The 24,964-nt window shown below is 38.5% G+C and carries 22 protein-coding genes, 1 pseudogene and 1 other annotated feature; of the genes and pseudogenes, 21 read left to right on the plus strand and 2 right to left on the minus strand.

Annotation, left to right across the window (positions count from 1 at the left end; genetic code table 11):
* Window positions 1-3 precede the first annotated feature (3 nt).
* From MHI57_RS00915 to pyrE, 19 genes are all read left to right on the plus strand, one after another.
* On the plus strand, window positions 4-681 hold the full coding sequence (locus MHI57_RS00915) for a YggS family pyridoxal phosphate-dependent enzyme (RefSeq protein ID WP_095369603.1): 678 nt from the start codon (window positions 4-6) through the stop codon (window positions 679-681).
* A 15-nt stretch (window positions 682-696) separates the two neighbouring features.
* Complete coding sequence (locus MHI57_RS00920; protein WP_095369602.1) at window positions 697-1,188, plus strand: cell division protein SepF; 492 nt, start codon at window positions 697-699, stop codon at window positions 1,186-1,188.
* Window positions 1,189-1,195: 7 nt separating this feature from the next.
* Window positions 1,196-1,462: a YggT family protein gene (locus MHI57_RS00925; RefSeq protein WP_095369601.1), complete on the plus strand. Its 267-nt coding sequence runs from the start codon at window positions 1,196-1,198 to the stop codon at window positions 1,460-1,462.
* Between the two features lie 177 nt (window positions 1,463-1,639).
* On the plus strand, window positions 1,640-2,416 hold the full coding sequence (locus tag MHI57_RS00930; RefSeq protein WP_095369600.1) for a YlmH family RNA-binding protein: 777 nt from the start codon (window positions 1,640-1,642) through the stop codon (window positions 2,414-2,416).
* 144 nt (window positions 2,417-2,560) lie between these two features.
* Window positions 2,561-3,076 (plus strand): DivIVA domain-containing protein, encoded by a 516-nt coding sequence (locus tag MHI57_RS00935; protein ID WP_095369599.1) that lies wholly within the window; start codon window positions 2,561-2,563, stop codon window positions 3,074-3,076.
* Window positions 3,077-3,150: 74 nt separating this feature from the next.
* Window positions 3,151-3,402 (plus strand) — a binding site (T-box leader).
* Window positions 3,403-3,499: 97 nt separating this feature from the next.
* The gene (gene ileS / locus MHI57_RS00940) at window positions 3,500-6,271 is read left to right on the plus strand and encodes an isoleucine--tRNA ligase (protein ID WP_095369598.1); all 2,772 of its coding nucleotides are present in this window, start codon (window positions 3,500-3,502) and stop codon (window positions 6,269-6,271) included.
* A gap of 335 nt (window positions 6,272-6,606) precedes the next feature.
* Window positions 6,607-6,900 carry a hypothetical protein gene (locus MHI57_RS00945; protein WP_224938549.1) on the plus strand — a complete coding sequence of 98 codons (294 nt, stop codon included), beginning with the start codon at window positions 6,607-6,609 and terminating at the stop codon, window positions 6,898-6,900.
* An 88-nt stretch (window positions 6,901-6,988) separates the two neighbouring features.
* A complete protein-coding gene (lspA, locus tag MHI57_RS00950; RefSeq protein ID WP_095369597.1) occupies window positions 6,989-7,474 on the plus strand; it encodes a signal peptidase II in 486 nt (161 codons plus the stop codon).
* The gene (locus tag MHI57_RS00955) at window positions 7,455-8,360 is read left to right on the plus strand and encodes an RluA family pseudouridine synthase (protein WP_328199043.1); all 906 of its coding nucleotides are present in this window, start codon (window positions 7,455-7,457) and stop codon (window positions 8,358-8,360) included. The genes lspA and MHI57_RS00955 overlap by 20 nt, the downstream gene beginning before the upstream one ends.
* Window positions 8,361-8,546: 186 nt before the next feature.
* Entirely contained in the window at window positions 8,547-9,089 is a 543-nt protein-coding gene (pyrR, locus tag MHI57_RS00960; protein WP_095369595.1) for a bifunctional pyr operon transcriptional regulator/uracil phosphoribosyltransferase PyrR, read from the plus strand.
* A gap of 131 nt (window positions 9,090-9,220) precedes the next feature.
* Complete coding sequence (locus tag MHI57_RS00965) at window positions 9,221-10,498, plus strand: uracil-xanthine permease family protein (protein ID WP_340974462.1); 1,278 nt, start codon at window positions 9,221-9,223, stop codon at window positions 10,496-10,498.
* Window positions 10,499-10,701: 203 nt separating this feature from the next.
* Window positions 10,702-11,637: an aspartate carbamoyltransferase catalytic subunit gene (locus MHI57_RS00970; RefSeq protein WP_340974464.1), complete on the plus strand. Its 936-nt coding sequence runs from the start codon at window positions 10,702-10,704 to the stop codon at window positions 11,635-11,637.
* Window positions 11,600-12,886 carry a dihydroorotase gene (locus tag MHI57_RS00975; RefSeq protein ID WP_289433502.1) on the plus strand — a complete coding sequence of 429 codons (1,287 nt, stop codon included), beginning with the start codon at window positions 11,600-11,602 and terminating at the stop codon, window positions 12,884-12,886. The genes MHI57_RS00970 and MHI57_RS00975 overlap by 38 nt, the downstream gene beginning before the upstream one ends.
* On the plus strand, window positions 12,883-13,971 hold the full coding sequence (locus MHI57_RS00980) for a carbamoyl phosphate synthase small subunit (protein ID WP_251161456.1): 1,089 nt from the start codon (window positions 12,883-12,885) through the stop codon (window positions 13,969-13,971). The genes MHI57_RS00975 and MHI57_RS00980 overlap by 4 nt, the downstream gene beginning before the upstream one ends.
* Entirely contained in the window at window positions 13,968-17,186 is a 3,219-nt protein-coding gene (gene carB / locus MHI57_RS00985; protein ID WP_340974467.1) for a carbamoyl-phosphate synthase large subunit, read from the plus strand. Before MHI57_RS00980 ends, carB begins: the two co-directional genes overlap by 4 nt.
* Window positions 17,183-17,962 carry a dihydroorotate dehydrogenase electron transfer subunit gene (locus MHI57_RS00990; RefSeq protein WP_340974468.1) on the plus strand — a complete coding sequence of 260 codons (780 nt, stop codon included), beginning with the start codon at window positions 17,183-17,185 and terminating at the stop codon, window positions 17,960-17,962. The genes carB and MHI57_RS00990 overlap by 4 nt, the downstream gene beginning before the upstream one ends.
* Complete coding sequence (locus tag MHI57_RS00995; RefSeq protein ID WP_340974470.1) at window positions 17,959-18,900, plus strand: dihydroorotate dehydrogenase; 942 nt, start codon at window positions 17,959-17,961, stop codon at window positions 18,898-18,900. Before MHI57_RS00990 ends, MHI57_RS00995 begins: the two co-directional genes overlap by 4 nt.
* Window positions 18,872-19,588: an orotidine-5'-phosphate decarboxylase gene (gene pyrF / locus MHI57_RS01000; RefSeq protein WP_289433505.1), complete on the plus strand. Its 717-nt coding sequence runs from the start codon at window positions 18,872-18,874 to the stop codon at window positions 19,586-19,588. Before MHI57_RS00995 ends, pyrF begins: the two co-directional genes overlap by 29 nt.
* Window positions 19,585-20,217: an orotate phosphoribosyltransferase gene (gene pyrE / locus MHI57_RS01005; protein WP_224938560.1), complete on the plus strand. Its 633-nt coding sequence runs from the start codon at window positions 19,585-19,587 to the stop codon at window positions 20,215-20,217. The genes pyrF and pyrE overlap by 4 nt, the downstream gene beginning before the upstream one ends.
* An 82-nt stretch (window positions 20,218-20,299) precedes the next feature.
* Here the strand turns inward: pyrE and MHI57_RS01010 are convergent, their stop codons facing one another.
* Window positions 20,300-21,343, minus strand: coding sequence for a LuxR C-terminal-related transcriptional regulator (locus MHI57_RS01010; protein ID WP_340974474.1), 1,044 nt, complete (start codon window positions 21,341-21,343; stop codon window positions 20,300-20,302).
* A 243-nt stretch (window positions 21,344-21,586) separates the two neighbouring features.
* Here MHI57_RS01010 and MHI57_RS01015 point away from each other — a divergent pair.
* Together MHI57_RS01015 and MHI57_RS01020 are read left to right on the plus strand one after the other, a co-directional pair.
* Window positions 21,587-22,341, plus strand: a pseudogene (locus tag MHI57_RS01015) (SDR family NAD(P)-dependent oxidoreductase).
* A 22-nt stretch (window positions 22,342-22,363) separates the two neighbouring features.
* Window positions 22,364-23,107 carry an SDR family NAD(P)-dependent oxidoreductase gene (locus tag MHI57_RS01020; protein WP_340974477.1) on the plus strand — a complete coding sequence of 248 codons (744 nt, stop codon included), beginning with the start codon at window positions 22,364-22,366 and terminating at the stop codon, window positions 23,105-23,107.
* Between the two features lie 73 nt (window positions 23,108-23,180).
* Here the strand turns inward: MHI57_RS01020 and MHI57_RS01025 are convergent, their stop codons facing one another.
* Entirely contained in the window at window positions 23,181-24,893 is a 1,713-nt protein-coding gene (locus MHI57_RS01025; protein WP_340974478.1) for an Rqc2 family fibronectin-binding protein, read from the minus strand.
* Between the last annotated feature and the right edge of the window lie 71 nt (window positions 24,894-24,964).

Consider the following 24,964-nt stretch of genomic DNA (forward strand, 5'->3'; position numbering starts at 1 on the left):
ATCTTGAATGTACAAACAAACCTAGAGAATATACAGGAAAATATACAAGCTGTTTGTGAGAAAGTTAATCGTTCTAGTGATGAAGTGAAAATTATCGCTGTGACAAAATATGTATCAACAGAAAGAGCGCAGGAGGCAATTGCAGCGGGGGTTAATAACCTTGGGGAAAATCGCGATGAAGGCCTATTAGAAAAACAAGCTGTCATTAAAAATGGGGCTGTTTGGCATTATATCGGAAGCTTACAATCTAGAAAAGTAAAAAATATCATCAATAAAGTGGATTATATCCATTCATTAGATCGCATATCTCTTGCAAAAGAGATTGAAAAGCGAGCGAATAAACCAATTAAATGCTTTGTACAAGTTAATGTGTCTGGAGAAGATTCGAAGCAAGGGTTATCCAAAGAAGAAATCATTCCTTTTGTTAAATCACTGTCAGATTTTAAACAAATAGAAGTAGTTGGTCTTATGACAATGGCACCATTTACAAGTGATGAGACAGTATTAAGAAATTGTTTTCGAAATTTGAAGTTGATTCAGAAAGAAGTATTATCCCTTCAATTATCTCATGCACCGTGTAAAGAATTATCAATGGGGATGTCCAATGATTATCAAATTGCTATTGAAGAAGGGGCAACAATGGTCCGTATAGGAACGGCTTTAGTTGGAAAAGAAAAGTAAGGAGGCTAGGTGCAGATGAGTATAAAATCAAAGTTTAAATCATATTTCTTTTTAGATGACGAAGAAGACAACTATGAGACAAGAGAAGATGATTACGCTAATAGTAGGGATCGTAAAGAAGAGCAAGAAACAACCTCTGTGCGGACTTCTCAAAGGCAGCACGCTGCAACAAAACAAAATGTCGTAAGTTTACAATCCGTTCAAGGACAAGGCGGTCAGCAAAAATCATCAAAAGTTGTCCTTGTGGAGCCACGGGTCTATGCTGAAGCTCAAGAAATTGCTGATCAATTGAAGAATAGAAAAGCAGTTGTGGTTAATCTCCAAAGAATTGATAAAAGCCAGGCAAAGCGCATTGTTGATTTTTTAAGTGGAACTGTGTATGCCATTGGTGGAGATATACAAAAAATTGGAATGGACATCTTTTTATGTACACCTGAAAACGTTGAAGTATCTGGGAATATTTCACAAATGATTCAGGAACATGAAGAAGAAAACTCGAGGTGGTAAATTAAATATGGCAACTTTATTTTCGATTATTATAACAGCCGTGGAGATTTATTCATGGGCATTGATTATATACATACTCATGTCATGGTTTCCGAATGCAAGAGAATCTAGTATTGGGCAAATGTTAACAAAAATTTGTGAACCATTTCTTGAACCATTTAGACGTGTCATTCCGCCAATTGGTGGGATGTTAGATATTTCGCCGATTGTAGCAATATTAGTATTAAATTTAGCTACATCCGGAATAAGACAAATATTTTTTTGGATGATGTAAAAAATACGAGCTAATGCTTAGCTCGTATTTTGTTTTTATCAATAACAAATCATCGGATTCTAAGACAGTTGTAAAACAAATAAAAAAATAAATGTTATACTATTATACAATTGTAAACATAGGGGTAAGCGAGAAATTAGGCATTTCTTGCCTAACCAGTTTTAAAGGAGTAAGCTAATGTCAAATATATATCAACATTTTCGTATGGAAGAGAGAGAGTTTATTGATCAAGTGTTAAGTTGGCGACAAACGGTTGAACAAACGTATGCGCCTAAGCTTACAGATTTTCTCGATCCAAGGGAACAAGATATTTTACACACCATCATTGGTTCTCAAAGTGATGTGCGCGTCCAATTTGACGGTGGACATAGAAACGCTGAAAGAAAACGCGCGCTTATTTTTCCTGATTATTTTATACCGGAAATGGACGATTTTCGCTTAGAGTTATACCAAGTAAATTATCCGCATAAATTCGTATTAATCGAGCATCCCCAAGTACTTGGAAGCCTGATGTCACTCGGATTGAAAAGAAGTAAATTTGGAGATATTTTGTTTGAAGGTCATACGATACAAGTAATTGTCTCTAAGGAAGTATCCTCTTATATTTCTATGCAATTAGAATCTGTTGGGAAAGCTTCTGTTCAACTTGAAGAAAAGCCATTTTCATCTGTTATCGATGCAAAAGAGCAGTGGCAAGAAAAAGTTTTTACAATGTCATCCTTAAGACTTGATACGCTTATTGCATCGATTTATAATTTTTCTAGACAAAAGGCGCAACAACTCATTTCTGCAAAAAAAGTAAAAGTAAATTGGGCAATGAAAGAAAATGTAGCATTCGATTGCCGTGAGAGTGATACAATTTCAGTAAGAGGCTATGGGCGCTGTAAGGTTATTGCGATAGAGGGAAAAACGAAGAAAGAAAAATGGAAAGTAGTTGTCGGTATACAAAAATAATCTTTTTTAGCTATAATGATTATAGTGTTTTACCGATATAAAATTGAAAGTGTATCGAATTTTATGCAGGAATCTGCAAGAAACTGTCGAATTACATGTTAACAAATGTACATAATTTGACCAACTGATCTAGGAGGTGGCCTTATGCCATTAACACCATTAGATATTCATAACAAAGAGTTCAGCAAAGGTTTTCGTGGATATGATGAAGATGAAGTAAATGAGTTTTTAGATCAAGTGATTAAAGACTATGAAATCATTATTCGTGAGAAGAAGGAATTAGAAGAGCGTTTAAACGACTTAAATGAAAGAGTCGGACATTTTAATACGATTGAAGAGACGTTAAATAAGTCGATTGTTGTTGCGCAAGAAGCTGGCGAAGAAGTGAAGCGAAACGCACAGAAAGAGGCAAAGTTAATTATTCGGGAAGCGGAGAAAAACGCCGATAGGATTGTGAATGAATCATTATCTAAAGCAAGGAAGATTGCGCTAGATATAGAAGATTTGAAAAAGCAATCGAAAGTATTTAGAAATCGTTTTAAAATGTTAATTGAAGCCCAATTAGATATGCTTCAGAATGATGACTGGGACCACTTAATGGAATATGAGCTAGATACAACAGAATTAAAGTCTACAAAAGAAGAAGAGTCTAGAGTATAAGATACTTTTATCTTTTAAGATGAACGACGACTTGACGAAGTTGTATCCTATCGCATATAATCTAGAAAAAACATGATAAAACGATGACAGGGATAGTAGCATTCTATCTTACTTAAAAGAGTGGATTTCCACTTCAGCGATTCAGGGAAGGTGAAAGCCTGATATTAAGGAGAAGAATTTGAACATCACCCTTGAGTTCCTTACTTGAGCTAAAAAGTTAGAGTAAGGCGTAGACGTTCACGTTACGAATTGATTTTTGAGCGGATAGGAAATTTCTCTATCTACAAGGGTGGTACCGCGGGAATATATAACCTCTCGTCCCTTTTTTGGGATGAGGGGTTTTTTGTGTTTTTTCCGAGTACCTTATGTATGAACGCTACTTTGGTCATAATGTTATGTAGTATGTTGAGGAGGAAATGAGCTATGGATTACAAAGATACTTTATTAATGCCTAAAACAGATTTCCCAATGAGAGGAAATCTGCCAAAAAGAGAACCTGAAATGCAAACAGAATGGAATGAACAAGATATTTATGCAAAAGTGCTTGAGCGCACGAAAAATCAACCGTTGTTTGTCCTGCATGACGGTCCTCCTTATGCGAATGGCGATCTTCATATCGGACATGCGTTAAATAAAATTTTAAAAGACTTCATTAACCGCTATAAGTCAATGAGTGGTTACCATGCACCATATGTACCTGGTTGGGATACGCATGGATTACCCATTGAACAAGCGTTAACGAATAAAGGTGTAAAACGTAAAGAAATGACGGTAGCAGAATTCCGTAAGCTTTGTGAAGAATATGCGTACGGTCAAATCGAAAATCAACGTGAACAATTCATGCGATTAGGTGTTCGTGGAGATTGGGAAAATCCCTATATTACATTAAAACCTGCCTATGAGGCCCAACAAATCAAAGTTTTTGGTGAGATGGCGAAGAAAGGTTATATCTATAAAGGGAAGAAACCTGTATACTGGTCACCATCATCTGAGTCTGCATTAGCTGAAGCTGAGATTGAATATAAAGATAAGCAATCCGCTTCCATTTATGTAGGATTTAAAGTGAAAGATGGCAAAGATGTTTTAACTGATGACGTACGTATTGTTATTTGGACAACTACTCCTTGGACAATGCCAGCTAACTTAGGTATTTCTGTCCACCCGAAACTAAAATATGTTGTCGTTGAAGTGGATAACGAAAAATATTTAGTAGCTGAAGACCTGCTAGCGGCTGTATCAGAAGAGATTGGCTGGGAAAATCCTAAGGTCGTTCAAACCATTCAAGGTAGTGACTTAGAATATGTGACTGCTGAACATCCATTATATGGCCGTGATTCACTTGTTATGCTAGGTGACCATGTAACTACAGACGCTGGTACTGGTTGTGTTCATACGGCTCCAGGACATGGTGAAGACGACTTTTACATCGGATCTAAATATGGTTTAGATGTATTATGTCCAGTAGATGATAAAGGGGTAATGACAGAAGAAGCGCCTGGCTTTGAAGGTCTTTTCTATGATAAGGCGAATAAACCAATCACTGAAAAATTAGAAGAAGTTGGCGCGTTATTGAAGCTTTCTTTTATCAAGCATTCTTATCCGCATGATTGGCGCACAAAAAAACCAGTTATTTTCCGTGCAACGGCTCAATGGTTTGCGTCAATTAAAGATTTTAGACAGGAATTATTGCAAGCAATTAATGATACAACATTTACACCAGCATGGGGCGAAACAAGGCTTTATAATATGGTTCGTGATCGTGGCGATTGGTGTATTTCTAGACAGCGCGCATGGGGTGTGCCAATTCCTGTCTTCTATGCAGAAAATGGAGAAGAGATTATTACAGACGAAACCATTAATCATGTATCCAACCTATTTAGAGAGCACGGTTCTAATGTGTGGTTTGAAAAAGAGGCAAAGGAATTATTGCCTGAAGGATTTACTCATCCAGGTAGCCCAAATGGAGTATTTACAAAAGAAACTGATATTATGGATGTGTGGTTTGATTCCGGTTCTTCGCATCAAGCTGTATTGCTAGAACGTGAAGATTTACAAAGACCAGCAGACCTTTATCTAGAAGGATCTGATCAATATAGAGGTTGGTTTAACTCATCATTATCAACAGGTGTCGCTGTAACTGGTAAAGCACCATATAAAGGCATCTTAAGTCACGGCTTTGTTTTAGATGGTGAAGGTAGAAAAATGAGTAAATCAATTGGTAATGTCATTGTACCTTCAAAAGTGATGAACCAATTAGGTGCAGATATTTTAAGACTTTGGGTTGCATCAGTTGATTACCAAGCAGATGTAAGAGTATCTGATCCAATCTTAAAACAAGTAGCAGAAGTTTACCGTAAAATTAGAAACACTTTCCGCTTCTTATTAGGAAACTTAGCTGATTTTGATCCAGCAGTACATCGAGTTTCTTATGATGATTTACGTGAAGTCGATCAGTTTATGTTAGTGAAGTTAAATAAACTAATCGAAACATCGCTTCAATCATATGAGAACTATGAATTTGCAGGTATTTACCATGCTGTGAATAATTTCTGCACATTAGACTTAAGTTCGTTCTATTTAGACTTTGCGAAAGATGTATTGTACATTGAAGCGCAAGATCAACATGATCGTCGTGCGATTCAAACAGTGCTTTATGATAGCTTAGTTGCCCTTACTAAGCTTGTATCACCGATTCTTTCTCATACAGCTGATGAAGTTTGGCGTCACATTCCAAATGTGGAAGAGATGAGTGTTCAATTGACTGATATGCCGTCAGTAGAAACTTTTGCCAATGCGGAAGAATTAACGGCAAAATGGACAGCATTCATGAAATTAAGAAATCATGTCCTAAAAGCTCTAGAAGAAGCACGAAATGAAAAAGTAATCGGTAAATCATTGACAGCAAAAGTAACGTTGTATGTCGATAACGAAACCAATTCATTACTTGATTCTATTTCAGAAAGCCTACCACAACTCTTTATCGTTTCTGCATTTGAAGTGGCAGGCAGCTTAGAACAAGCACCAAATGAAGCACATAAATTTGACAATGTAGCAATCCTAGTTTCCAAAGCTGAAGGCGAAACATGTGAACGTTGTTGGACTGTCACACCAGAAGTAGGGGAAGTAGATGAATTTTCAACACTTTGCCCACGTTGTGCTACTGTCGTAAAAGAAAACTATAGCCATTTGAGCTAAGTGGCAGTAGGTTAAAAAGTACTACCATATTTTTGGCCCGGACTAACCGTTCGGGTCTTTTTCTAATTATATAAAAAGGATTAATGAAGATAGAAAATGAAGTAAAGCTAAAAATGATTTTTACCATAAAGCAAGTATGTTAGTGCATGGTTTTTATAATGTCTCGGCTTTTCACACTTTCCATTTTAATCCTTCATGATAATGAGTAAAAACTAATAAAATTTTCCTCAACCTGCAAAACTTGTTCAGCTTGTAAAATCTTTAGAGGCGTTCAAAATTAGCCAGTTGCTCATAATAACTTTATGAACAATCTTGTAGGATGAAGGGGGATTTTTTTGAACAATCAACCACATGTTATTCCACTAATTGAAGAGCTTCGTAATACGAGACAAGAGTTACTTGAGAGGTTAATGCAAAGTAATCTTCACCCCTTTATAAATGAAATGATATTAGATGAATTATATGATGTTGAAAAGGCAATTGAGAAGTATGAAAATGGCCAATTCGGCACATGTGAAATTTCTGGTGAGTTTTTGCCAGAGGATTTATTAACATTAATCCCTACGCTGAAAACAATGGACGATTGTCAGTCTCTTAAAAGGTTCTATCGTAAAGCCCTATATGATTAAAACGATCGCTTAAAGAGCAAAGCTACCGTTTTTTATGGGTTTATGCTAAAATGCAAAGGTATACAAATGAATATTGGAGGTTGCCTTTGTGTTTTTCTACATAATCGCTTTATTGATTATTGCTTTTGATCAATGGACTAAATGGTTAATTGTCAAGAATTTTACGCTTGGTGAAAGTATTACTGTCATTGAAGATTTTCTGTATATTACTTCCCATCGGAACACAGGTGCAGCCTGGGGAATATTAGAAGGTCAAATGTGGTTCTTTTATTTGATTACTGTTATTGTCATCATCGGAATCATTTATTATATGCAAACACATGCGAAGGGAAAATGGCTTCTTCAGCTCTCATTAGCACTTATATTAGGTGGTGCAATTGGAAACTTTATTGATCGTCTTTGGCGAAAAGAAGTGGTTGATTTTATTCATACTTTCCCGTTCGGATATAACTTCCCGATATTTAATGTTGCGGACTCCTCTCTATGTGTAGGTGTCGTGTTGTTATTAATACAGATGATACGAGAGGAAAGAGAAGTGAAAAAGGAGAAAGCAAATGAGCAAAGTGGAACATAATGTCACCGATAATCAAGCGGGTGATCGAATTGATAAGGTGCTGGCTAATCTGAATGCAGAATGGTCAAGAACACAAGTGCAAGAATGGATAAAAGCAGGACATGTGCTTGTCAATGGTAATAAAGTGAAAACAAATTATAAAGTAGTAAATGAAGACCATCTTGATATTATTATTCCTGATCCAGAGCCATTAGATGTAGTTGCTGAGGATATGGATTTGGATATTTACTATGAAGATAGTGATGTTTTAGTTGTCAATAAACCGAGGGGAATGGTTGTACACCCTGCGGTTGGACATGGAACAGGTACATTGGTAAACGGATTATTGGCACATTGTAAAGACTTATCAGGTATAAATGGGGTTATGAGACCAGGTATTGTCCATCGCATTGATAAGGACACTTCCGGCCTTCTGATGGTTGCTAAAAATGATCTTGCCCATGAGAAGTTAGTAGAGCAACTAGTTAATAAGACGGTGACGAGAAAATACAAAGCGATTGTTCACGGCGTTGTCAATCATGATCATGGCACAATTGATGCGCCAATTGGCAGAGATACGAAAGATCGTCAAAGTATGACGGTTGTGGATGGTGGCAAACATGCTGTAACGCATTTTAATGTTATCGATCGTTTTAAAGATTTTACTTTGATAGAATGTCAGCTCGAAACGGGAAGAACGCATCAAATCCGTGTTCACATGAAATATATTGGCTTTCCATTAGCTGGCGATCCGAAATATGGACCGCGAAAAACGCTTGAATTCGGAGGACAAGTGCTTCATGCAGGTGTGTTAGGATTTAATCATCCAAGAACAGATGAGTACCTTGAATTTACGGCACCATTGCCAGCTGATTTTAAACAGCTAATTGCTATGTTGGAAAAATAATTGTTGACACATAAGTTGAAGTGTTATAAGATGAATTCAGTTAAATAAGTCCTTTAAGAACAGTCCCGTGAGGCTGGGAAGGAAACGGTATGAACATACGGTTGTTGTATGTTCAAATAAAGTACAATCGTTTACCCTCTCATCCTTAGGTGAGAGGGTTTTTTAGTATAAAATGAGGTGAAAAAGATGTCACAAAAAGCCATTGTACTGGACGAACAAGCGATAAGAAGAGCACTGACAAGAATAGCTCATGAAATGATTGAAAAGAATAAGGGCATAGAGGATTGTGTGCTTATTGGAATTAAGACAAGAGGAATTTATATTGCTAATCGCTTAGCAAAACGAATAGAAGAAATTGAAGGTGCCAAGGTTTCGGTTGGTGAAATTGACATTACGCTATATAGAGATGACTTATCAAAGAAGACAGCTAATCAAGAACCACTTGTTAAGGGTTCAAATATCCCGATTGATATTAACGATAAGAAAGTGATTGTCATTGATGACGTCCTTTATACTGGAAGAACGGTAAGAGCAGCATTAGATGCTTTAATTGATATAGGTAGACCTTCAGCTATTCAATTGGGTGTGCTTGTCGATCGTGGTCATAGAGAATTACCGATTAGAGCCGATTATGTGGGGAAAAATATTCCAACTTCAAGTTCAGAAAAAATAGTTGTCGAACTAAATGAAATTGATCAAACAGATCAAGTTAGTATTTTTGAAAAATAAATGAGCCCTTTTTAAATGCAGTCCAGAGAGGCTGACAAAGGGGGAAGTAATAGACTGCTCCTGTCTATGCTTACCAACCCTCTTTGTCCGCAGGCAAAGAGGGTTTTATATTAAAGGGGAGAAATACCACCATGAATAAACCAGTATTAGACATACATGATAAACCAACGCCAGTACATTGGCTCACTCTCAGTTTACAGCATTTATTCGCCATGTTTGGTGCAACCATCTTAGTACCATACTTAGTAGGATTAAGTCCGGCCATTGCACTAATCTCAAGTGGTATCGGCACACTTGCTTTCCTAATGATTACAAAATGGAAAGTACCTGCTTATCTAGGTTCGTCGTTCGCATTTATTATCCCTATACAGACGGCACAGCTCGAAGGTGGACCTGGTGCTGCTATGATAGGGAGCTTTATGGCAGGTCTCGTTTATGGGATTGTCGCTCTCATTATTAAGCAAGCAGGTTATCGTTGGATTTTAAAATTATTACCACCAATTGTTACAGGACCTGTTATTATCGTTATTGGACTTGCGTTATCAGGAACAGCGATAGACATGGCCATGAACAACCCCGTAACAGGAGAATATAGCATGCTTCACTTCTCGGCAGCTTTAATTACACTTGCTGCTACAGTAGTTATCTCAGTATATGGAAAAGGTATGTTTGGAATGATTCCGATTCTTGCTGGTATAATTATCGGTTATGTATATTCACTCATGATTGGTATTGTTGACTTCTCGGTTGTTGCAAAAGCTGCATGGTTTGAAATGCCTGAATTTATCTTTCCTGTAATGGATTATGATGTCAGAATTACTTTTGATCTTGCTCTATTGATGATTCCAGTAGCTGTTGTCACTCTTTCTGAACATATCGGTCATCAACTTGTACTCGGAAAAGTCGTTGGCAAAGACTATATTAAAGACCCAGGCTTACATCGCTCAATCTTAGGTGATGGGATGGGAACCATGTTATCAGCTCTCATTGGTGGGCCACCGAAAACAACGTATGGAGAAAATATCGGTGTACTTGCGATCACCAAAATTTACAGTGTTTATGTAATTGCAGGCGCAGCAGTGATTGCCATCGTCTTCGGTTTTGTCGGAAAAGTAACAGCTTTAATAAGTTCAATACCGACACCTGTTATGGGCGGTGTTTCAATCCTTCTATTCGGTATCATAGCTTCTTCAGGGTTAAGGATGCTTGTAGATAATAAAGTGGACTTTGGTAATAACCGTAACTTAGCTATCGCCTCTGTTATCCTAGTATTAGGAATTGGCGGCGCGCATTTACAACTTTGGGTATTCAACTTAGAGGGAATGGCGATTGCTGCAATTGCTGGGGTTATACTCAACTTAGTCTTACCGGGTAAACCGGATGTAGATGAAAATATGTTTGAAAACTAATTACGCCTTTTAAAAGGAATCCAGAGAGGTTCATAAGGGTGTTGAAGAGCTCAGTTCAAAGTGGGAAGAAAAATCCCACCTTTGTACACTCATGTTTATTCGACACCTTGACTTGTTTTTGTCAAGGTGTTTTTTAATAGCAAAGCAAAGAAGTCAAGGTTGATCAAGCTTTACGTTTCAATAAAAAAAGGAGGCTGTCTTTTATGGAACATTGTCTCACTACAACTGATCTAACAATAGACGAAATTCAAGGGATTTTAGCCGATGCAGAGCATTTTATTAACGGTAAAATGTGGAAACCTAAAAACAAAGTTTTTATCGCTAATCTCTTTTTTGAAAATAGTACAAGAACAAAGTGTAGCTTTGAAGTAGCTGAAAGAAGATTGGGCTTAGATATTATTCCATTTGAAGTGAGTACTTCTAGTGTGTCAAAGGGTGAAACGCTCTATGACACAGTAAAGACGCTTGAAGCAATTGGTGTTCAACTAGCTGTCATCAGGCATAATGAGAATTGTTATTTTGATCAACTGATTGGGAAAACCAATAGTGCGATTATTAATGCAGGCGATGGATGTGGCCATCATCCAACACAGTCTTTGCTTGACTTACTAACGATCAAACAAGAATTCGGTAGCTTTAAAGGGTTAAAGGTAGCCATCGTTGGTGACTTACGTCATAGCCGTGTTGCAAGGTCAAATGCAGAGAGCTTAAATCGGTTAGGTGCGAACGTAATTTTCTCAGGACCAGAAATATGGTTCGATCAAGACATGGCCCAACATGGACAATATGTGACTATCGATAAAGCGGTCAAAGAAGCCGATGTCATCATGCTGCTAAGGGTACAGCATGAACGTCATGAAGGTGGTATATGGGACGCTGAAAAGTACCATAAGGCATTTGGGTTAACACTTGAACGGGAAAAAATGATGAAAAAGGGCAGCATTATTATGCACCCTGCACCAGTTAACCGTGGCGTAGAGATTGCAGACAGTTTAGTTGAGTGTGAACGGTCAAGAATTTTCAAACAAATGCAAAATGGTGTATTTATTAGAATGGCGGTATTAAAAAGAATAATTGAACAATTTGAAAGGGGAGAGCGTAATGGGAATCATCATCAAAAATGGTCAATTGCTTACTAATGAAGGGGAATTACTTCAACAGGATGTGTTAATTAATGATGGGAAGATTGAAGAAATCGGTCAATCCATCGCAGTAAATGAGCATGAGGTCATTGATGCAACAGGTCAACTTGTAACAGCAGGATTTGTCGACCTTCATGTCCATTTACGCGAGCCGGGTGGTGAACATAAAGAAACAATTGCAACTGGTACACAGGCAGCGGCACGAGGCGGATTCACTACAATTGCTGCAATGCCAAATACAAGACCTGTACCAGATAGTAAGGAACAAATGGAAGCATTACATAAAAGAATCACTGAAACAGGCGTAGTGGAAGTATTACCATATGCATCCATCACTATAAGAGAAGCTGGAGTCGAACTAACAGATTTTGCAGCACTTAAAGAAGCAGGGGCCTTCGCTTTTACTGATGACGGGGTTGGCGTACAGTCAGCTGATATGATGTACTCAGCGATGAAGAAGGCAGCTGAAGTAGATATGGCAATTGTCGCTCATTGCGAAGAGAATACACTAATTCATAAAGGTGCTGTTCATGAAGGGAAGTTTTCAAAAGCACAAGGTATAAATGGTATCCCTTCAGTATGTGAATCTGTGCATATTGCAAGAGACGTGTTATTAGCAGAGGCAGCCAATTGCCATTATCATGTTTGTCATATTAGCACAAAAGAATCGGTTCGTGTGGTAAGAGATGCCAAAAGGGCAGGAATTAAAGTAACGGCAGAAGTGACGCCACACCACTTATTATTATCAGAAGAAGATATCCCTGGTCTTGATACAAACTATAAGATGAACCCTCCACTTAGAGGCAAAGACGATCAAGAAGCGCTGTTAGAGGGTCTACTAGATGGGACAATCGATTTTATTGCTACTGACCATGCCCCGCATGCAGCAGAAGAGAAGGCTGAAGGGATGACCTTATCACCGTTCGGTATTGTAGGATTGGAGACAGCTTTTCCACTTCTTTATACTAACTTTGTTAAGAAAGGTATTTTCACACTAAAGCAACTCATCGATTTCTTAACAAGAAAACCAGCTGAATCTTTCTCTTTAAATAGAGGGCTATTACAAAAAGGAAGCAGGGCGGATATTGTATTGCTTGATTTGGAAAAAGAAGAAGCAATTGATCCTGATACCTTCTTATCAAAAGGTAAAAATACACCGTTTGCTGGTTGGAAGTGTAAAGGTTGGCCAACAACGACAATTGTCGCTGGAAAGGTAGTCTTTAAAAAGGGGAGTGTAACAGCATGAAAAGACAATTAATTTTAGAAGATGGCACAGTATTTATTGGTGAAGGCTTTGGTAGTGGTAAACAAACGATGGGTGAAGTCGTGTTTAATACAGGCATGACGGGATACCAAGAAGTGTTATCTGACCCTTCGTATTGTGGTCAAATCGTCACTTTAACTTACCCGTTAATAGGTAATTATGGTATTAACCGTGATGACTTTGAATCCATTCATCCAGCTATCAGTGGCTTCATTGTGAAAGAAGCAGCGGAATATCCTTCAAATTTTCGTCATCAACAATCGCTTGCTGAGTACTTTTCTATGAAAGACATACCAGGCATCGCTGGGATTGATACGAGAAAATTAACAAGAATCATCCGTAAAGCAGGAACTTTAAAAGGAACGATTTGTAGCATGGAAGAAAATGTTGCCGAGATATTAGAAAAAATGAAAGCAACTAAACTGCGAGTCGATCAAGTAAAGCAAGTATCAACAAAAACGCCTTACCCATCACCAGGGCGTGGCAGAAGAGTAGTATTAGTTGATTTTGGTATGAAACACGGGATTTTAAGAGAATTAAATAAAAGAGATTGTGACGTCATTGTTGTTCCATACAACACGACTGCACAAGAAATCTTAAATTTAAGTCCTGATGGCATCATGTTATCAAATGGCCCTGGGGATCCAAAAGATGTGCCACAAGCAATTGAGATGGTTAGAGAGATTCTTGGGAAAGTTCCACTGTTCGGCATTTGTCTTGGACATCAAATCTTTGCGCTCGCTTGCGGGGCCAATACGGAAAAGATGAAATTTGGTCATCGTGGATCGAACCATCCTGTAAAGGAACTGGCTACAGGTAAGGTTGCGATCACTTCACAAAACCACGGCTACTCCGTAGATGAAGCATCAATTACACAAACAGACCTTGAAATAACACATATTGCTTTAAATGATGGCACAGTTGAAGGGTTAAAGCATAAAGTGCACCCTGCTTTCACTGTACAGTATCATCCAGAAGCTTCACCAGGACCTGAAGATGCCAACGGACTTTTTGAACAGTTTTTAACACTAATTGAAATGAACAGACAGGAAGGTGTTTATCAATGACAAAGCGTACAGACATAAAAAGCATACTCGTAATTGGATCAGGACCGATTGTCATTGGGCAAGCAGCAGAATTTGACTACGCGGGTACACAAGCTTGTATCGCACTAAAAGAAGAAGGGTATCGAGTCATTCTCGTTAATTCGAATCCAGCAACGATCATGACAGATACAGAGATTGCTGATGCAGTCTATATCGAACCTTTAACACTTGAGTTTGTGAGTAAAATTATAAGGAAAGAACGTCCAGATGCGCTCGTGCCAACATTAGGTGGTCAGACAGGTTTAAACTTGGCCGTTGAATTGGCCAAATCAGGCGTGTTAGATGAATGTAATGTCGAGATATTGGGTACGAAACTTTCGGCTATTGAACAAGCAGAAGATCGCGACTTATTCCGTACATTAATGAATGAGCTCGGTGAACCGGTACCAGATAGTGAAATTATTCACACGCTAGAAGAGGCCAAACAATTTGTTGATATTGTTGGTTACCCAGTCATCGTCAGACCTGCTTTCACACTAGGTGGAACAGGTGGAGGCATTTGCCACGACGAAGAAGAACTAAATGAAATTGTTATAAGCGGTTTGAAAAACAGCCCGGTGACGCAATGTTTGTTAGAGAAAAGTATTGCTGGTTTTAAAGAAATAGAATACGAGGTTATGAGAGATTCAAATGACAATGCCATTGTTGTTTGTAACATGGAGAATATTGATCCTGTCGGCGTCCATACTGGTGACAGTATTGTCGTCGCGCCGAGCCAAACGTTAAGTGATCGTGAATATCAAATGTTAAGAAACGCTTCGCTCAAAATTATTAGAGCACTCGGTATTGAAGGGGGCTGTAACGTACAATTAGCCCTTGACCCTTACAGTTTCCATTACTACATTATTGAAGTAAACCCGAGGGTTAGCCGTTCTTCTGCTTTAGCCTCTAAAGCAACTGGCTACCCGATCGCGAAGTTGGCAGCGAAAATCGCTGTCGGATTAACTTTGGATGAAATGATGAACCCGGTAACAGGGAAAACTTATGCAAGCTTTGAACCAGCATTGGACTATATCGTTACCAAAATTCCACGCTGGCCCTTTGATAAATTTGAATCGGCTAACCGTTCATTAGGGACACAAATGAAAGCAACTGGGGAAGTCATGGCGATTGGTCGAAACTTTGAAGAGTCGATTTTAAAAGCTGTCCGATCACTAGAAGCAAATGTTCATCATCTCGCATTACAAAATGGAGATGAAATAGATGATGCCCTTTTACAAAAGCGGATTCGTAAAGCTGGCGACGAACGATTATTCTATATCGGAGAAGCATTAAGGCGCGGTGTCACCATTGAAACCATTCATGAATGGAGCCAAATTGATTTGTTTTTCTTATACAAATTCAATAAAATTGTTAAGCTGGAGGATCAATTAGCGGCGAATATTGGTGATCTAGAAATCTTGCAGGCAGCAAAAAAACTAGGGTTTGCTGATACGACAATTGCACAAATATGGTCGATGCAAGAAAGAGAAGTTTATGAAAAGAGAAAAAATGCGGGCATTACACCGGTTTATAAAATGGTCGATACTTGTGCAGCTGAATTTGAGTCAGAAACACCTTATTATTACGGAGCATATGAAGATGAGAACGAATCTGTTGTAACAGATAGAAAAAGCGTGCTCGTATTAGGATCTGGTCCGATTAGAATTGGTCAAGGGGTAGAATTCGATTATTCCACTGTCCATGCCGTTTGGGCAATTAAAGAGGCAGGATATGAAGCGATCATCATTAACAACAATCCAGAAACCGTGTCAACTGACTTCAGTATTTCGGATAAGCTCTACTTCGAACCTTTAACAATAGAAGATGTCATGCATATCATCGACCTAGAACGTCCTGAAGGGGTTGTCGTTCAGTTCGGTGGCCAAACGGCGATCAATTTAGCGGCAGGACTTGTTGAACGAGGAGTGAAAATCTTAGGAACCTCACTTGAAAATCTTGATCGTGCAGAAGACCGCGACAAGTTTGAACATGCATTGCAAAAATTAGACATTCCAATGCCAGAAGGAAAAACAGCATTATCGGTTGAAGAAGCAGTGGAGATCGCGACTGATATCGGCTATCCAGTTCTTGTCAGACCATCTTATGTACTAGGTGGTCGCGCGATGGAAATCGTCTACAAAGAAGAAGAGCTCCTGCTGTACATGAAGAATGCTGTAAAAGTAAATCCTGAACATCCGGTATTAATCGACCGTTACTTAACCGGTAAAGAAATCGAAGTGGATGCGATTAGTGATGGAGAAACGGTAGTGATTCCTGGGATTATGGAACATATCGAACGAGCTGGCGTACACTCAGGTGATTCGATTGCTGTCTATCCTCCGCAAAGTATTAGCCAAAGCATTCAGGCGAAGCTGGTTGATTATACCGAGAGATTGGCAAAAGGGCTTGGCATTATCGGATTGTTAAATATCCAATATGTCATCTCAAAAGGTGAAGTCTATGTGTTAGAAGTGAACCCTCGCTCAAGTAGAACGGTACCTTTCTTAAGTAAAATTACAAATGTACCAATGGCAAAAATTGCTACAAAGGTCATTTTAGGAGAAACATTACAAAGTCAAGGGTATGAAAATGGTTTAGTGTCGGAGAAAGCCGGCGTATACGTTAAAGTACCGGTATTCTCTTTCGCGAAACTAAGGAGAGTTGACATTACGCTTGGACCAGAAATGAAATCCACTGGTGAAGTGATGGGCAAAGATCAAACCCTTGAAAAAGCGTTATATAAAGGATTAGTTGCTTCAGGAATGAAAATCTATCCATATGGCACGGTTTTAATGACTGTAGCAGATAAAGATAAGGAAGAAGCTTTGAGTCTAGCGAAACGCTTTGCCTCTATCGGTTATAGATTGATGGCGACCAGTGGGACGGCAGAATATCTTCAAAGTGCGGGTATACCGGTTGATATTACGAATAAAATTGGCACAGATGAACCAAATTTACTTGATGTCATCCGAAACGGTCAAGCGCAAATTGTTATAAACACCTTAACAAAAGGGAAGCAGCCAGCAAGAGATGGTTTTAGAATTCGTAGAGAATCGGTTGAAAATGGGGTCCCATGTTTAACATCCTTAGATACAGCAGATGCCATTCTCCAAGTAATTGAATCGATGACTTTCTCTGCTGATGCAATGAATAATTTAGAAGAAAAAGCAGTACAGGAGGCGGTTTTCTTATGATCAAACAAGAATTATGTCAAGTGATTGATCAAACAGAAATCGCAACAAATATTTATGAGCTCACCGTAAAAGGTGAGCTTGTTCATGAAATGAAAGAGCCAGGACAATTTGTTCATTTGAAAGTGAATAACGGAATCTCACCGCTTTTAAGAAGACCAATCTCGATTGCAAATATCAATCAAGACGAAGAGACTTTCACGATGATCTATCGTGCAGAAGGAAAAGGTACACGCTTGTTAGCAACGTTACAACAAGGCGACCTTCTTGATGTATTAGGTCCGCTTGGTCACGGATTTCCTGTAGAGGAGACGGAGGCTTGTGATACGGCATTGCTTGTCGGTGGCGGTATTGGAGTCCCCCCGCTATATGAACTTTCGCAAAGACTAACTGCCAATGGTGTAAAAGTCATTCATGTCCTCGGGCATCAAACAAAGAATGCTGTTTTTTATGAAGAAGAGTTTAAACAATTAGGTCCGACTTTTATTGCGACTGCTGATGGTAGTTACGCTTATTCAGGATTTGTGACAGATATTATAAAGAATGAAAATATAACGTTCGATGTTTTGTATACTTGTGGGCCAACGCCCATGCTCCGCGCACTTGAAAAAGAATATAGACATAAAAAAGTATTTTTATCATTAGAAGAGAGAATGGGTTGTGGAATCGGTGCTTGTTTTGCCTGTGTATGTCATACAGCAGAAGATCCCACAGGCGTGTCTTATAAAAAGGTTTGTAGCGATGGGCCAGTCTTTAAGGCAGGGGAGGTTGTCATATGAGCGCTTTGAATATTAGTTTACCAGGGCTTGAGTTGAAAAACCCAATAATGCCGGCATCTGGTTGCTTCGGTTTCGGTAGAGAATACAGTGACTTGTATGATTTGAGTCAGCTCGGTGCGATCATGATTAAGGCAACAACGAAAGATGCGAGATTCGGTAATCCTACACCAAGGGTAGCGGAGACATCTGCCGGAATGCTGAATGCGATCGGGCTGCAAAATCCAGGATTGACGAAAGTCGTAGAGGAAGAATTACCGTGGCTTTCGCAATTTGATGTACCAATCATAGCTAATGTCGCCGGTTCAATGGAAGAAGATTATATCGAGGTGGCAAAAGAAATTTCGCAAGCGCCGAATGTTCATGCACTTGAATTAAATATTTCATGTCCCAATGTGAAAACAGGTGGTATTGCTTTTGGAACCGTACCGGAAATTGCGCAATCATTAACGAAGAAGGTAAAGGAAGTATCAGCTGTTCCTGTATACGTGAAACTCTCGCCGAATGTCACAAATATTGTTGAAATGGCAAAGGCTGTTGAACAAGGTGGTGCTGACGGATTAACAATGATCAATACGCTCGTTGGTATGAGAATTGATATAAAGACCGGTAAACCGGTAATCGCCAACAAAACCGGTGGTCTTTCTGGGCCGGCCATTAAACCAGTTGCCATTCGCATGATTCATGAGGTAAGCCAACAAGTAGCGATTCCAATCATCGGTATGGGGGGCGTGGAATCAGCTGAAGATGTGATTGAATATTTTTATGCCGGGGCGAGCGCCGTCGCAGTGGGAACGATGAACTTTGTTGATCCATTTATCTGTCCAAAAATCATAGCAGAGTTGCCAGAACTTATTCATTCTTTAGGATATGATCATATTTCTGAATGTACGGGAAGGAGCTGGAAAACAGTTGAAAAACTCACTCATCATCGCGCTTGATTTTGCTAACCGTCAACAAGTGGAAGATTTCCTCAAACCTTTCACAAATGAGCAATTATTCTTAAAGGTTGGAATGGAGTTATATTATCAAGAAGGTCCACAAATTGTGGAACGATTAAAAGCTGAAGGCCACCAAGTTTTCCTTGATTTGAAACTGCATGATATTCCGAATACAGTCAAAAGTGCCATGAAAGGACTTGCTCGTCTCGGTTGTGATCTCGTGAATGTCCATGCAGCTGGTGGTATAGAGATGATGCGGGCAGCTGTTGAAGGACTTGAGGAAGGGAAAGTGCAAGGAAAGGAACGGGCAAAGCTTATTGCTGTTACGCAATTAACGAGCACATCTAGGCAGCAAATGAATAGTGAACAGTTAATCCCTGTTTCTTTAAATGAATCTGTGTTGCATTATAGCCAAATAACAAAGCAAGCAGGCTTAGATGGTGTGGTTTGTTCGCCTTTTGAAGCCAAACAAATTGCCGAGAAGGTGGGCGCTGATTTTTTGACCGTGACACCAGGAATAAGAATGGAGACTGACGACAAGCAAGATCAAAAAAGAGTGGCAACACCTGATTTTGCCAGAGCTGAAGGTGTTTCAGCAATCGTCGTAGGGCGATCCATTACTAGAGCATCTAATTCCCTTGCTGCCTATTATCAAATCAAGAATCTTTGGGAGGGTATTTCCGTATGAAAAAACAAATAGCAGAAAGTTTATTAACTATTAAAGCAGTCGCACTAAATCCTAAAGATCCTTTTACGTGGTCATCTGGTCTTAAATCACCAATCTACTGTGATAATCGCTTAACATTAGCTTATCCTAAAGTAAGAAATGAAATTGCGCAAGGGCTACAAGCACTTATTGAGGAACATTATGCAGACGCTGAGGTGATTGCTGGGACAGCTACTGCAGGCATTCCACATGCTGCATGGGTAAGTGATCGGATGAATTTACCGATGTGCTATGTTCGGTCAAAGGCGAAAGCTCACGGTAAAGGCAAACAAATTGAAGGGAAAGCGGAGAACGGGCAAAAAGTTGTCGTCGTCGAGGATTTAATTTCGACAGGTGGCAGTGTGATCAACGCTGTCGAAGCACTAAGAGAGGCAGGTTGTGAAGTTCTAGGGGTGGTCGCTATTTTTACTTATCAATTAGCAAAAGGCGAAGAATTACTTCAGGCAGCAAATGTGTCCGTTCACACACTTTCCGATTTTGAATCATTAAAAGAAGTTGCAAAGAATCAAGGGACAATCGAGGCATCCGATTTTGCAGTATTAACTGAATGGAGAAAAGACCCGCAAGCATGGGGGAAAGCATTTGCATAAATAAGTGGCGGCGAAAAGTTAGCAATAGCAAACTTTTCGCTTAGCCTATCTAACAGTATACAGTTTTATCAGTAAAGAGGAATTAATGTAATAATCCCGATTGAAAAGCAATCGCCACAACTTGTGTGCGATTTTTTGCTTTTAGTTTAGTCATTAATTGACTGACATAATCTCTCACCGTATGCTCGCTTAAATAGAGCATGGAGGCTATGGTTTTATTATCATGACCATCAGCTAGTAGGATGAGAATAGAATGCTCCCTTTGGGTAAGATGAATGGAGGATTGGATCATATCATTTCCACTTTTTCGAGAAAAGAATAAACCCAATAATATACCTACTTCATTGATATAATCTAACTCTTCTTTACTATATTCAAACGCCTCTCCCTTTTGGTCAAAAGTTAACCAGCCATATAATTGTTCTTCACATAAAATAGGAAGAAAGATAATTGAAGATAAGCCGAATAATTCAATATGTTCTTGTCTAATTAATTGCTTAGGGTCTTTTAGGAAAATTGGTTTCTTTGTAGAGAAGACTGAGAAATTCTCTCCTAACTGACCTTTCATACTCTGCACTTTGATAACTTCTGTTCCGACTGCACCATAAAATTCATTGGACCACGGAATATAACCATAAAAGACACAACGTTTAAACCCAAACCAATCTTCACATTTTTTTAGGATATCGGGGAGTTCCGTCTTCGATGAACGAATTAATAATTGACTTAATTTAGTTAAGGGTGCTCTATGAGGTATTTGCTTCTCTTTTTTTGCTATTTGCTGATATGTTTTCAGTAAATCTGATTGTAAGTTAAATAAAAACATGATAAACCCATCGTTCTTATGAATTTTTTCTTTCTTTAATAAGGTTGTTACCGCTTTTTGTAGAATCAATGAAAACAAATATAATCGTTCAGTGGATAGAATGGATATTTGCGCATAAAGCCAATCTATTAACTGATTATGAATGTCTTCCTCCATTTCTCCCATGTGTATATGGTGAAACCATTCTGTAAAGGAACGGAGTAGCAGTGTAACCGCCTCAAAATGCTCTTCGTCAGAAATCCCCTCGACATTAAGGTATATCCGGATATTTTCTTCTAAGTTTTGCCTATATGTTTTCATAAAGAATATAAATTCCCGCAATGTAACTTCTTCAAAACGATCATGAGATTGAGCGATCATGAGATTGAGCCATGAAATTCCCCCTATATATGACTGTAAAATAGCTACTCATAAACAGTATCTTATAGGATAGCGCTAAAAAGTTAAAGTTTGTATCATTGTAGATGTGGGGTGAACAATGAATGAATTGTTGATAAGTAAGGATATTCATGTAAATATGACAGCAGAGAAGGGGTAAGGATTATGAGATTAAATGAAAAAGTGGCTGTTATTACTGGTGGTGGCACTGGGATTGGGAAAGAGACAGCACTTCTTTTTGCACAAGAAGGAGCAAAAGTTATTCTGACAGATATTCATGAAACGTCTGGTCAAGGTACCGTCGAAGAAATCAAAGCAAATGGTGGGGAAGCAATATTGTTCGCCATGATGTAAGTAATGAAAATGATTGGCGTAAGGTCGCTAATGAGGCGATAAAAGCTTATAACCAAATAGATATTCTCTTCAATAATGCAGGGATTTATCTTATTAAACCACTAGCTGAAATTGAGCTAGAGGAATGGAATAAATTAATGGCTATTAATGTAGGGGGTGTGTTTTTAGGAATGAAGCATATTATGCCATTAATGGCTGAGCGGCAGAAAGGTTCTGTGATTAACGCTTCTTCTATTGCAGGCTTAGTTGGCTCTCCTGGCCATGTTTTATATGGTGCAAGTAAAGGTGCTGTACGTGTCATGACTAAGGACGCTGCCATTGAATATGCTCCAATGGGTGTTAGAGTAAATTCCATTCATCCAGGGTATATTGATACTGGCATGGCTGATTATGCTTCAGAACAGACTGGTCAGTCAAAAGATGCACTAGGAAAGAACCTATTTCCACTCGGTTATTTAGGTAAAGTAAAAGATGTAGCTAATACAGTGCTCTTTTTAGCTTCAGACGATTCAGCATACACTACAGGGGCAGAGTTTGTCATTGATGGTGGAGCGACAGCAAGATAATGAAAAGAAAGAGGAGATTAAAATGAAATTACAAGATAAAGTAGCAATCGTAACAGGTGGAGCAAGTGGTATTGGTGAAGCAGTTGTCAAAGAATATGTAAAAGAAGGTGCAAAGGTTGTCATAGCTGATTTCTCTGACAAGGGACAAGCTCTTTCTGATACTTTGAATAAAGAAGGATATGAGACTTTATTTGTTAAAACAGATGTATCAAAAGAAGAAGATGTGAAAAATGTCGTTGCACAGACAATTAGCCGGTTTGGAAAATTGGATATCATGTATGCCAATGCGGGTATTGCCAGCGATGGGCCAGCAGCTGAATTAGATTATGATAAATGGAAAAAAACGATTGATATTAATCTTTCTGGTGTGTTTCTATCAGATAAATACGCAATCGAACAATTCCAAAAACAAGGAAGCGGCGGTGTAATAGTGAATGCAGGATCTATTCATAGCTTTGTCTCACTGCCTAATATACCAGCATACTCCTCTGCAAAAGGTGGCGTGAAACTGTTAACACAAAACCTATGTACGGCATATGCGAAAGAAAATATCCGTGTAAATGCGGTTTGTCCGGGATACATTGATACGCCTTTATTATCAGAATTAGATTCAGATGTGAAAAATCACCTTGCCTCCCTTCATCCACAAGGTAGACTTGGAAAACCAGAAGAAATTGCTAAAGCTGTTTTATTCTTATCAAGTGATGATGCGAGCTTTGTAAATGGTACAACCTTATTAGTAGATGGTGGTTATACAGCACAGTAACTGTTTAACTAATAAAAAACCCAATTGGATGGAGCGCCTGGTAGAGTAAGGCGTTCATCTCAATTGGGTTTTGTTATTTCTTTTTACTAAGTGAAATGACTTTTTCTTCATCAGGGGTGACAAAGATTGTTTGTTGTTGATCATAAATGACAAACCCGGGCTTGGCACCACTCGGCTTTTTCACATTACGTACCTTTGTGTAATCGACGGGTACACTACTTGAGTTACGCGCTTTACTAAAATAAGCAGCTAAACAAGCAGCTTCTTGAATAACTTCATTACTTGGCGCTTTATCTCTAATGACCACATGGGACCCAGGGATATCTTTTGTATGGAGCCATATGTCGTCTTTTGCAGCTAATTTATTCGTCAAATAATCATTTTGTTTATTGTTCTTACCAACAATGATTTCTGTCCCATCGCTAGCGAAAAAATAATCAAGGATTGGTTTGGCATTGACCGGCTTTTTCTGTTTTTTTTGTCTTTCCCGTAAGTAACCGCCTTCAATAAGTTCCTCCCGTATTTCTTCAATATCTTTCGGTGAAGCGGCTTGTATTTGTTGTAAAAGATGATCGAAGTAGTTAACTTCTTCATAGGCTTGATCTATTTGTTCTTGTACAACTTGTTTGGCATGTTTAGCTTTTTGATATTTCTTAAAGTATATCTGTGCATTTTGCGAAGGTGTTTTTTGTGTATCTAGAGGGATAAGGACATTACTGTTGTTTTCATCATAATAATTGCTCACTTCAATCTCATCCATCCCTCTATGAATGGCATACATATGAGCTGTAATTAATTCACCGTACAATTGAAATTGCTCGGCATTTTTTGCATCTTGCATGGTTAGTTTTAATTTCTCTATTTTTTTTGTGTTTTTTTCTTTTTCATTGCTAATGAATTTTTCCAAGTCATTACCTTGTTGTTTGACACGATCTCTTTCTGCTTTGCCGAAATAATAGCGGTCAAGCATTAGACTTAAGCTCTCAAAATGACGCTGCTCTCCCTGAATATGATCTAACTGGAGGAAATAAAAAGTCTCTTTATGCTCATTTATCGTAATGGTCGGTTGAACTTCTTTGTTTTTTATTTTATCTATTGTCTTAATAAAGGCAGCAGGTAATGTTGTACGGTTGGCTAATCCTGATTGGTAAACAATTTCTTTTGCAAGTAGGGGAGAAAACCCGCTGTAATGTTGTACAAGTTGTCTATCTAACTTCCCACTATTAAAGTCCATTCTTCGTAATACATCCGTCTCATCAGCTTCTATTGGGTTGGCTTTATTTTGAGCCGGGGGAGTCACATATGTTTGACCTGGAAGTAAGGCACGATAACTATTTACGGCATAAGATACATGTTTAATACAATCGAGAATCATATTTCGTTCTTGGTCGATAAGCGTAATATTACTATGTCGTCCCATTATTTCTACAATTAGTCTTTTATAGGAAACGTCCCCAATCTCATTGCGGCCTTTAATGTCAAAGATAATAATGCGATCTAAATCCATTTGTTTAATATCTTCTAATATATATCCTTCTAAATGTTTTCTTAATAGCATGCAAAACATCGGTGGTATGCTCGGGTTGTCATAGGCTTCATTTGTTAATTGTACCCGAGCATAACTTGGGTGAGCAGATAAGAGTAATTTATGATTTTTTCCGTTAGCTCTAATTACTAAGATGATTTCATTTTTATATGGTTGGTGAACTTTATTAATTCGACCACCTTTAAGAGTAGCTTGTAGCTCCTCTACCATCGCTTTTGTAAATAATCCATCAAATGACATCTCTAACATCCTTTTCTACGCTCTTAGTTATCCGAAAGGCGTCTCTTTACTTTATGGAAGCTATTTTCCCA

The organism is Cytobacillus sp. FSL K6-0129 (genome assembly GCF_038007625.1).
In the GTDB taxonomy this organism is placed as follows: domain Bacteria; phylum Bacillota; class Bacilli; order Bacillales; family Cytobacillaceae; genus Cytobacillus; species Cytobacillus kochii.

Coding starts and splice junctions, on each gene's coding strand:
- MHI57_RS00920 (WP_095369602.1), top strand. CDS start 697: ATGAGTATAAAATCAAAGTTTAAATCATATTTCTTTTTAGATGACGAA.
- MHI57_RS00925 (WP_095369601.1), top strand. CDS start 1,196: ATGGCAACTTTATTTTCGATTATTATAACAGCCGTGGAGATTTATTCA.
- MHI57_RS00930 (WP_095369600.1), top strand. CDS start 1,640: ATGTCAAATATATATCAACATTTTCGTATGGAAGAGAGAGAGTTTATT.
- MHI57_RS00935 (WP_095369599.1), top strand. CDS start 2,561: ATGCCATTAACACCATTAGATATTCATAACAAAGAGTTCAGCAAAGGT.
- ileS (WP_095369598.1), top strand. CDS start 3,500: ATGGATTACAAAGATACTTTATTAATGCCTAAAACAGATTTCCCAATG.
- MHI57_RS00955 (WP_328199043.1), top strand. CDS start 7,455: ATGAGCAAAGTGGAACATAATGTCACCGATAATCAAGCGGGTGATCGA.
- pyrR (WP_095369595.1), top strand. CDS start 8,547: ATGTCACAAAAAGCCATTGTACTGGACGAACAAGCGATAAGAAGAGCA.
- MHI57_RS00965 (WP_340974462.1), top strand. CDS start 9,221: ATGAATAAACCAGTATTAGACATACATGATAAACCAACGCCAGTACAT.
- MHI57_RS00970 (WP_340974464.1), top strand. CDS start 10,702: ATGGAACATTGTCTCACTACAACTGATCTAACAATAGACGAAATTCAA.
- MHI57_RS00975 (WP_289433502.1), top strand. CDS start 11,600: ATGGGAATCATCATCAAAAATGGTCAATTGCTTACTAATGAAGGGGAA.
- MHI57_RS00980 (WP_251161456.1), top strand. CDS start 12,883: ATGAAAAGACAATTAATTTTAGAAGATGGCACAGTATTTATTGGTGAA.
- carB (WP_340974467.1), top strand. CDS start 13,968: ATGACAAAGCGTACAGACATAAAAAGCATACTCGTAATTGGATCAGGA.
- MHI57_RS00990 (WP_340974468.1), top strand. CDS start 17,183: ATGATCAAACAAGAATTATGTCAAGTGATTGATCAAACAGAAATCGCA.
- MHI57_RS00995 (WP_340974470.1), top strand. CDS start 17,959: ATGAGCGCTTTGAATATTAGTTTACCAGGGCTTGAGTTGAAAAACCCA.
- pyrE (WP_224938560.1), top strand. CDS start 19,585: ATGAAAAAACAAATAGCAGAAAGTTTATTAACTATTAAAGCAGTCGCA.
- MHI57_RS01010 (WP_340974474.1), bottom strand. CDS start 21,343: ATGAAAACATATAGGCAAAACTTAGAAGAAAATATCCGGATATACCTT.
- MHI57_RS01020 (WP_340974477.1), top strand. CDS start 22,364: ATGAAATTACAAGATAAAGTAGCAATCGTAACAGGTGGAGCAAGTGGT.
- MHI57_RS01025 (WP_340974478.1), bottom strand. CDS start 24,893: ATGTCATTTGATGGATTATTTACAAAAGCGATGGTAGAGGAGCTACAA.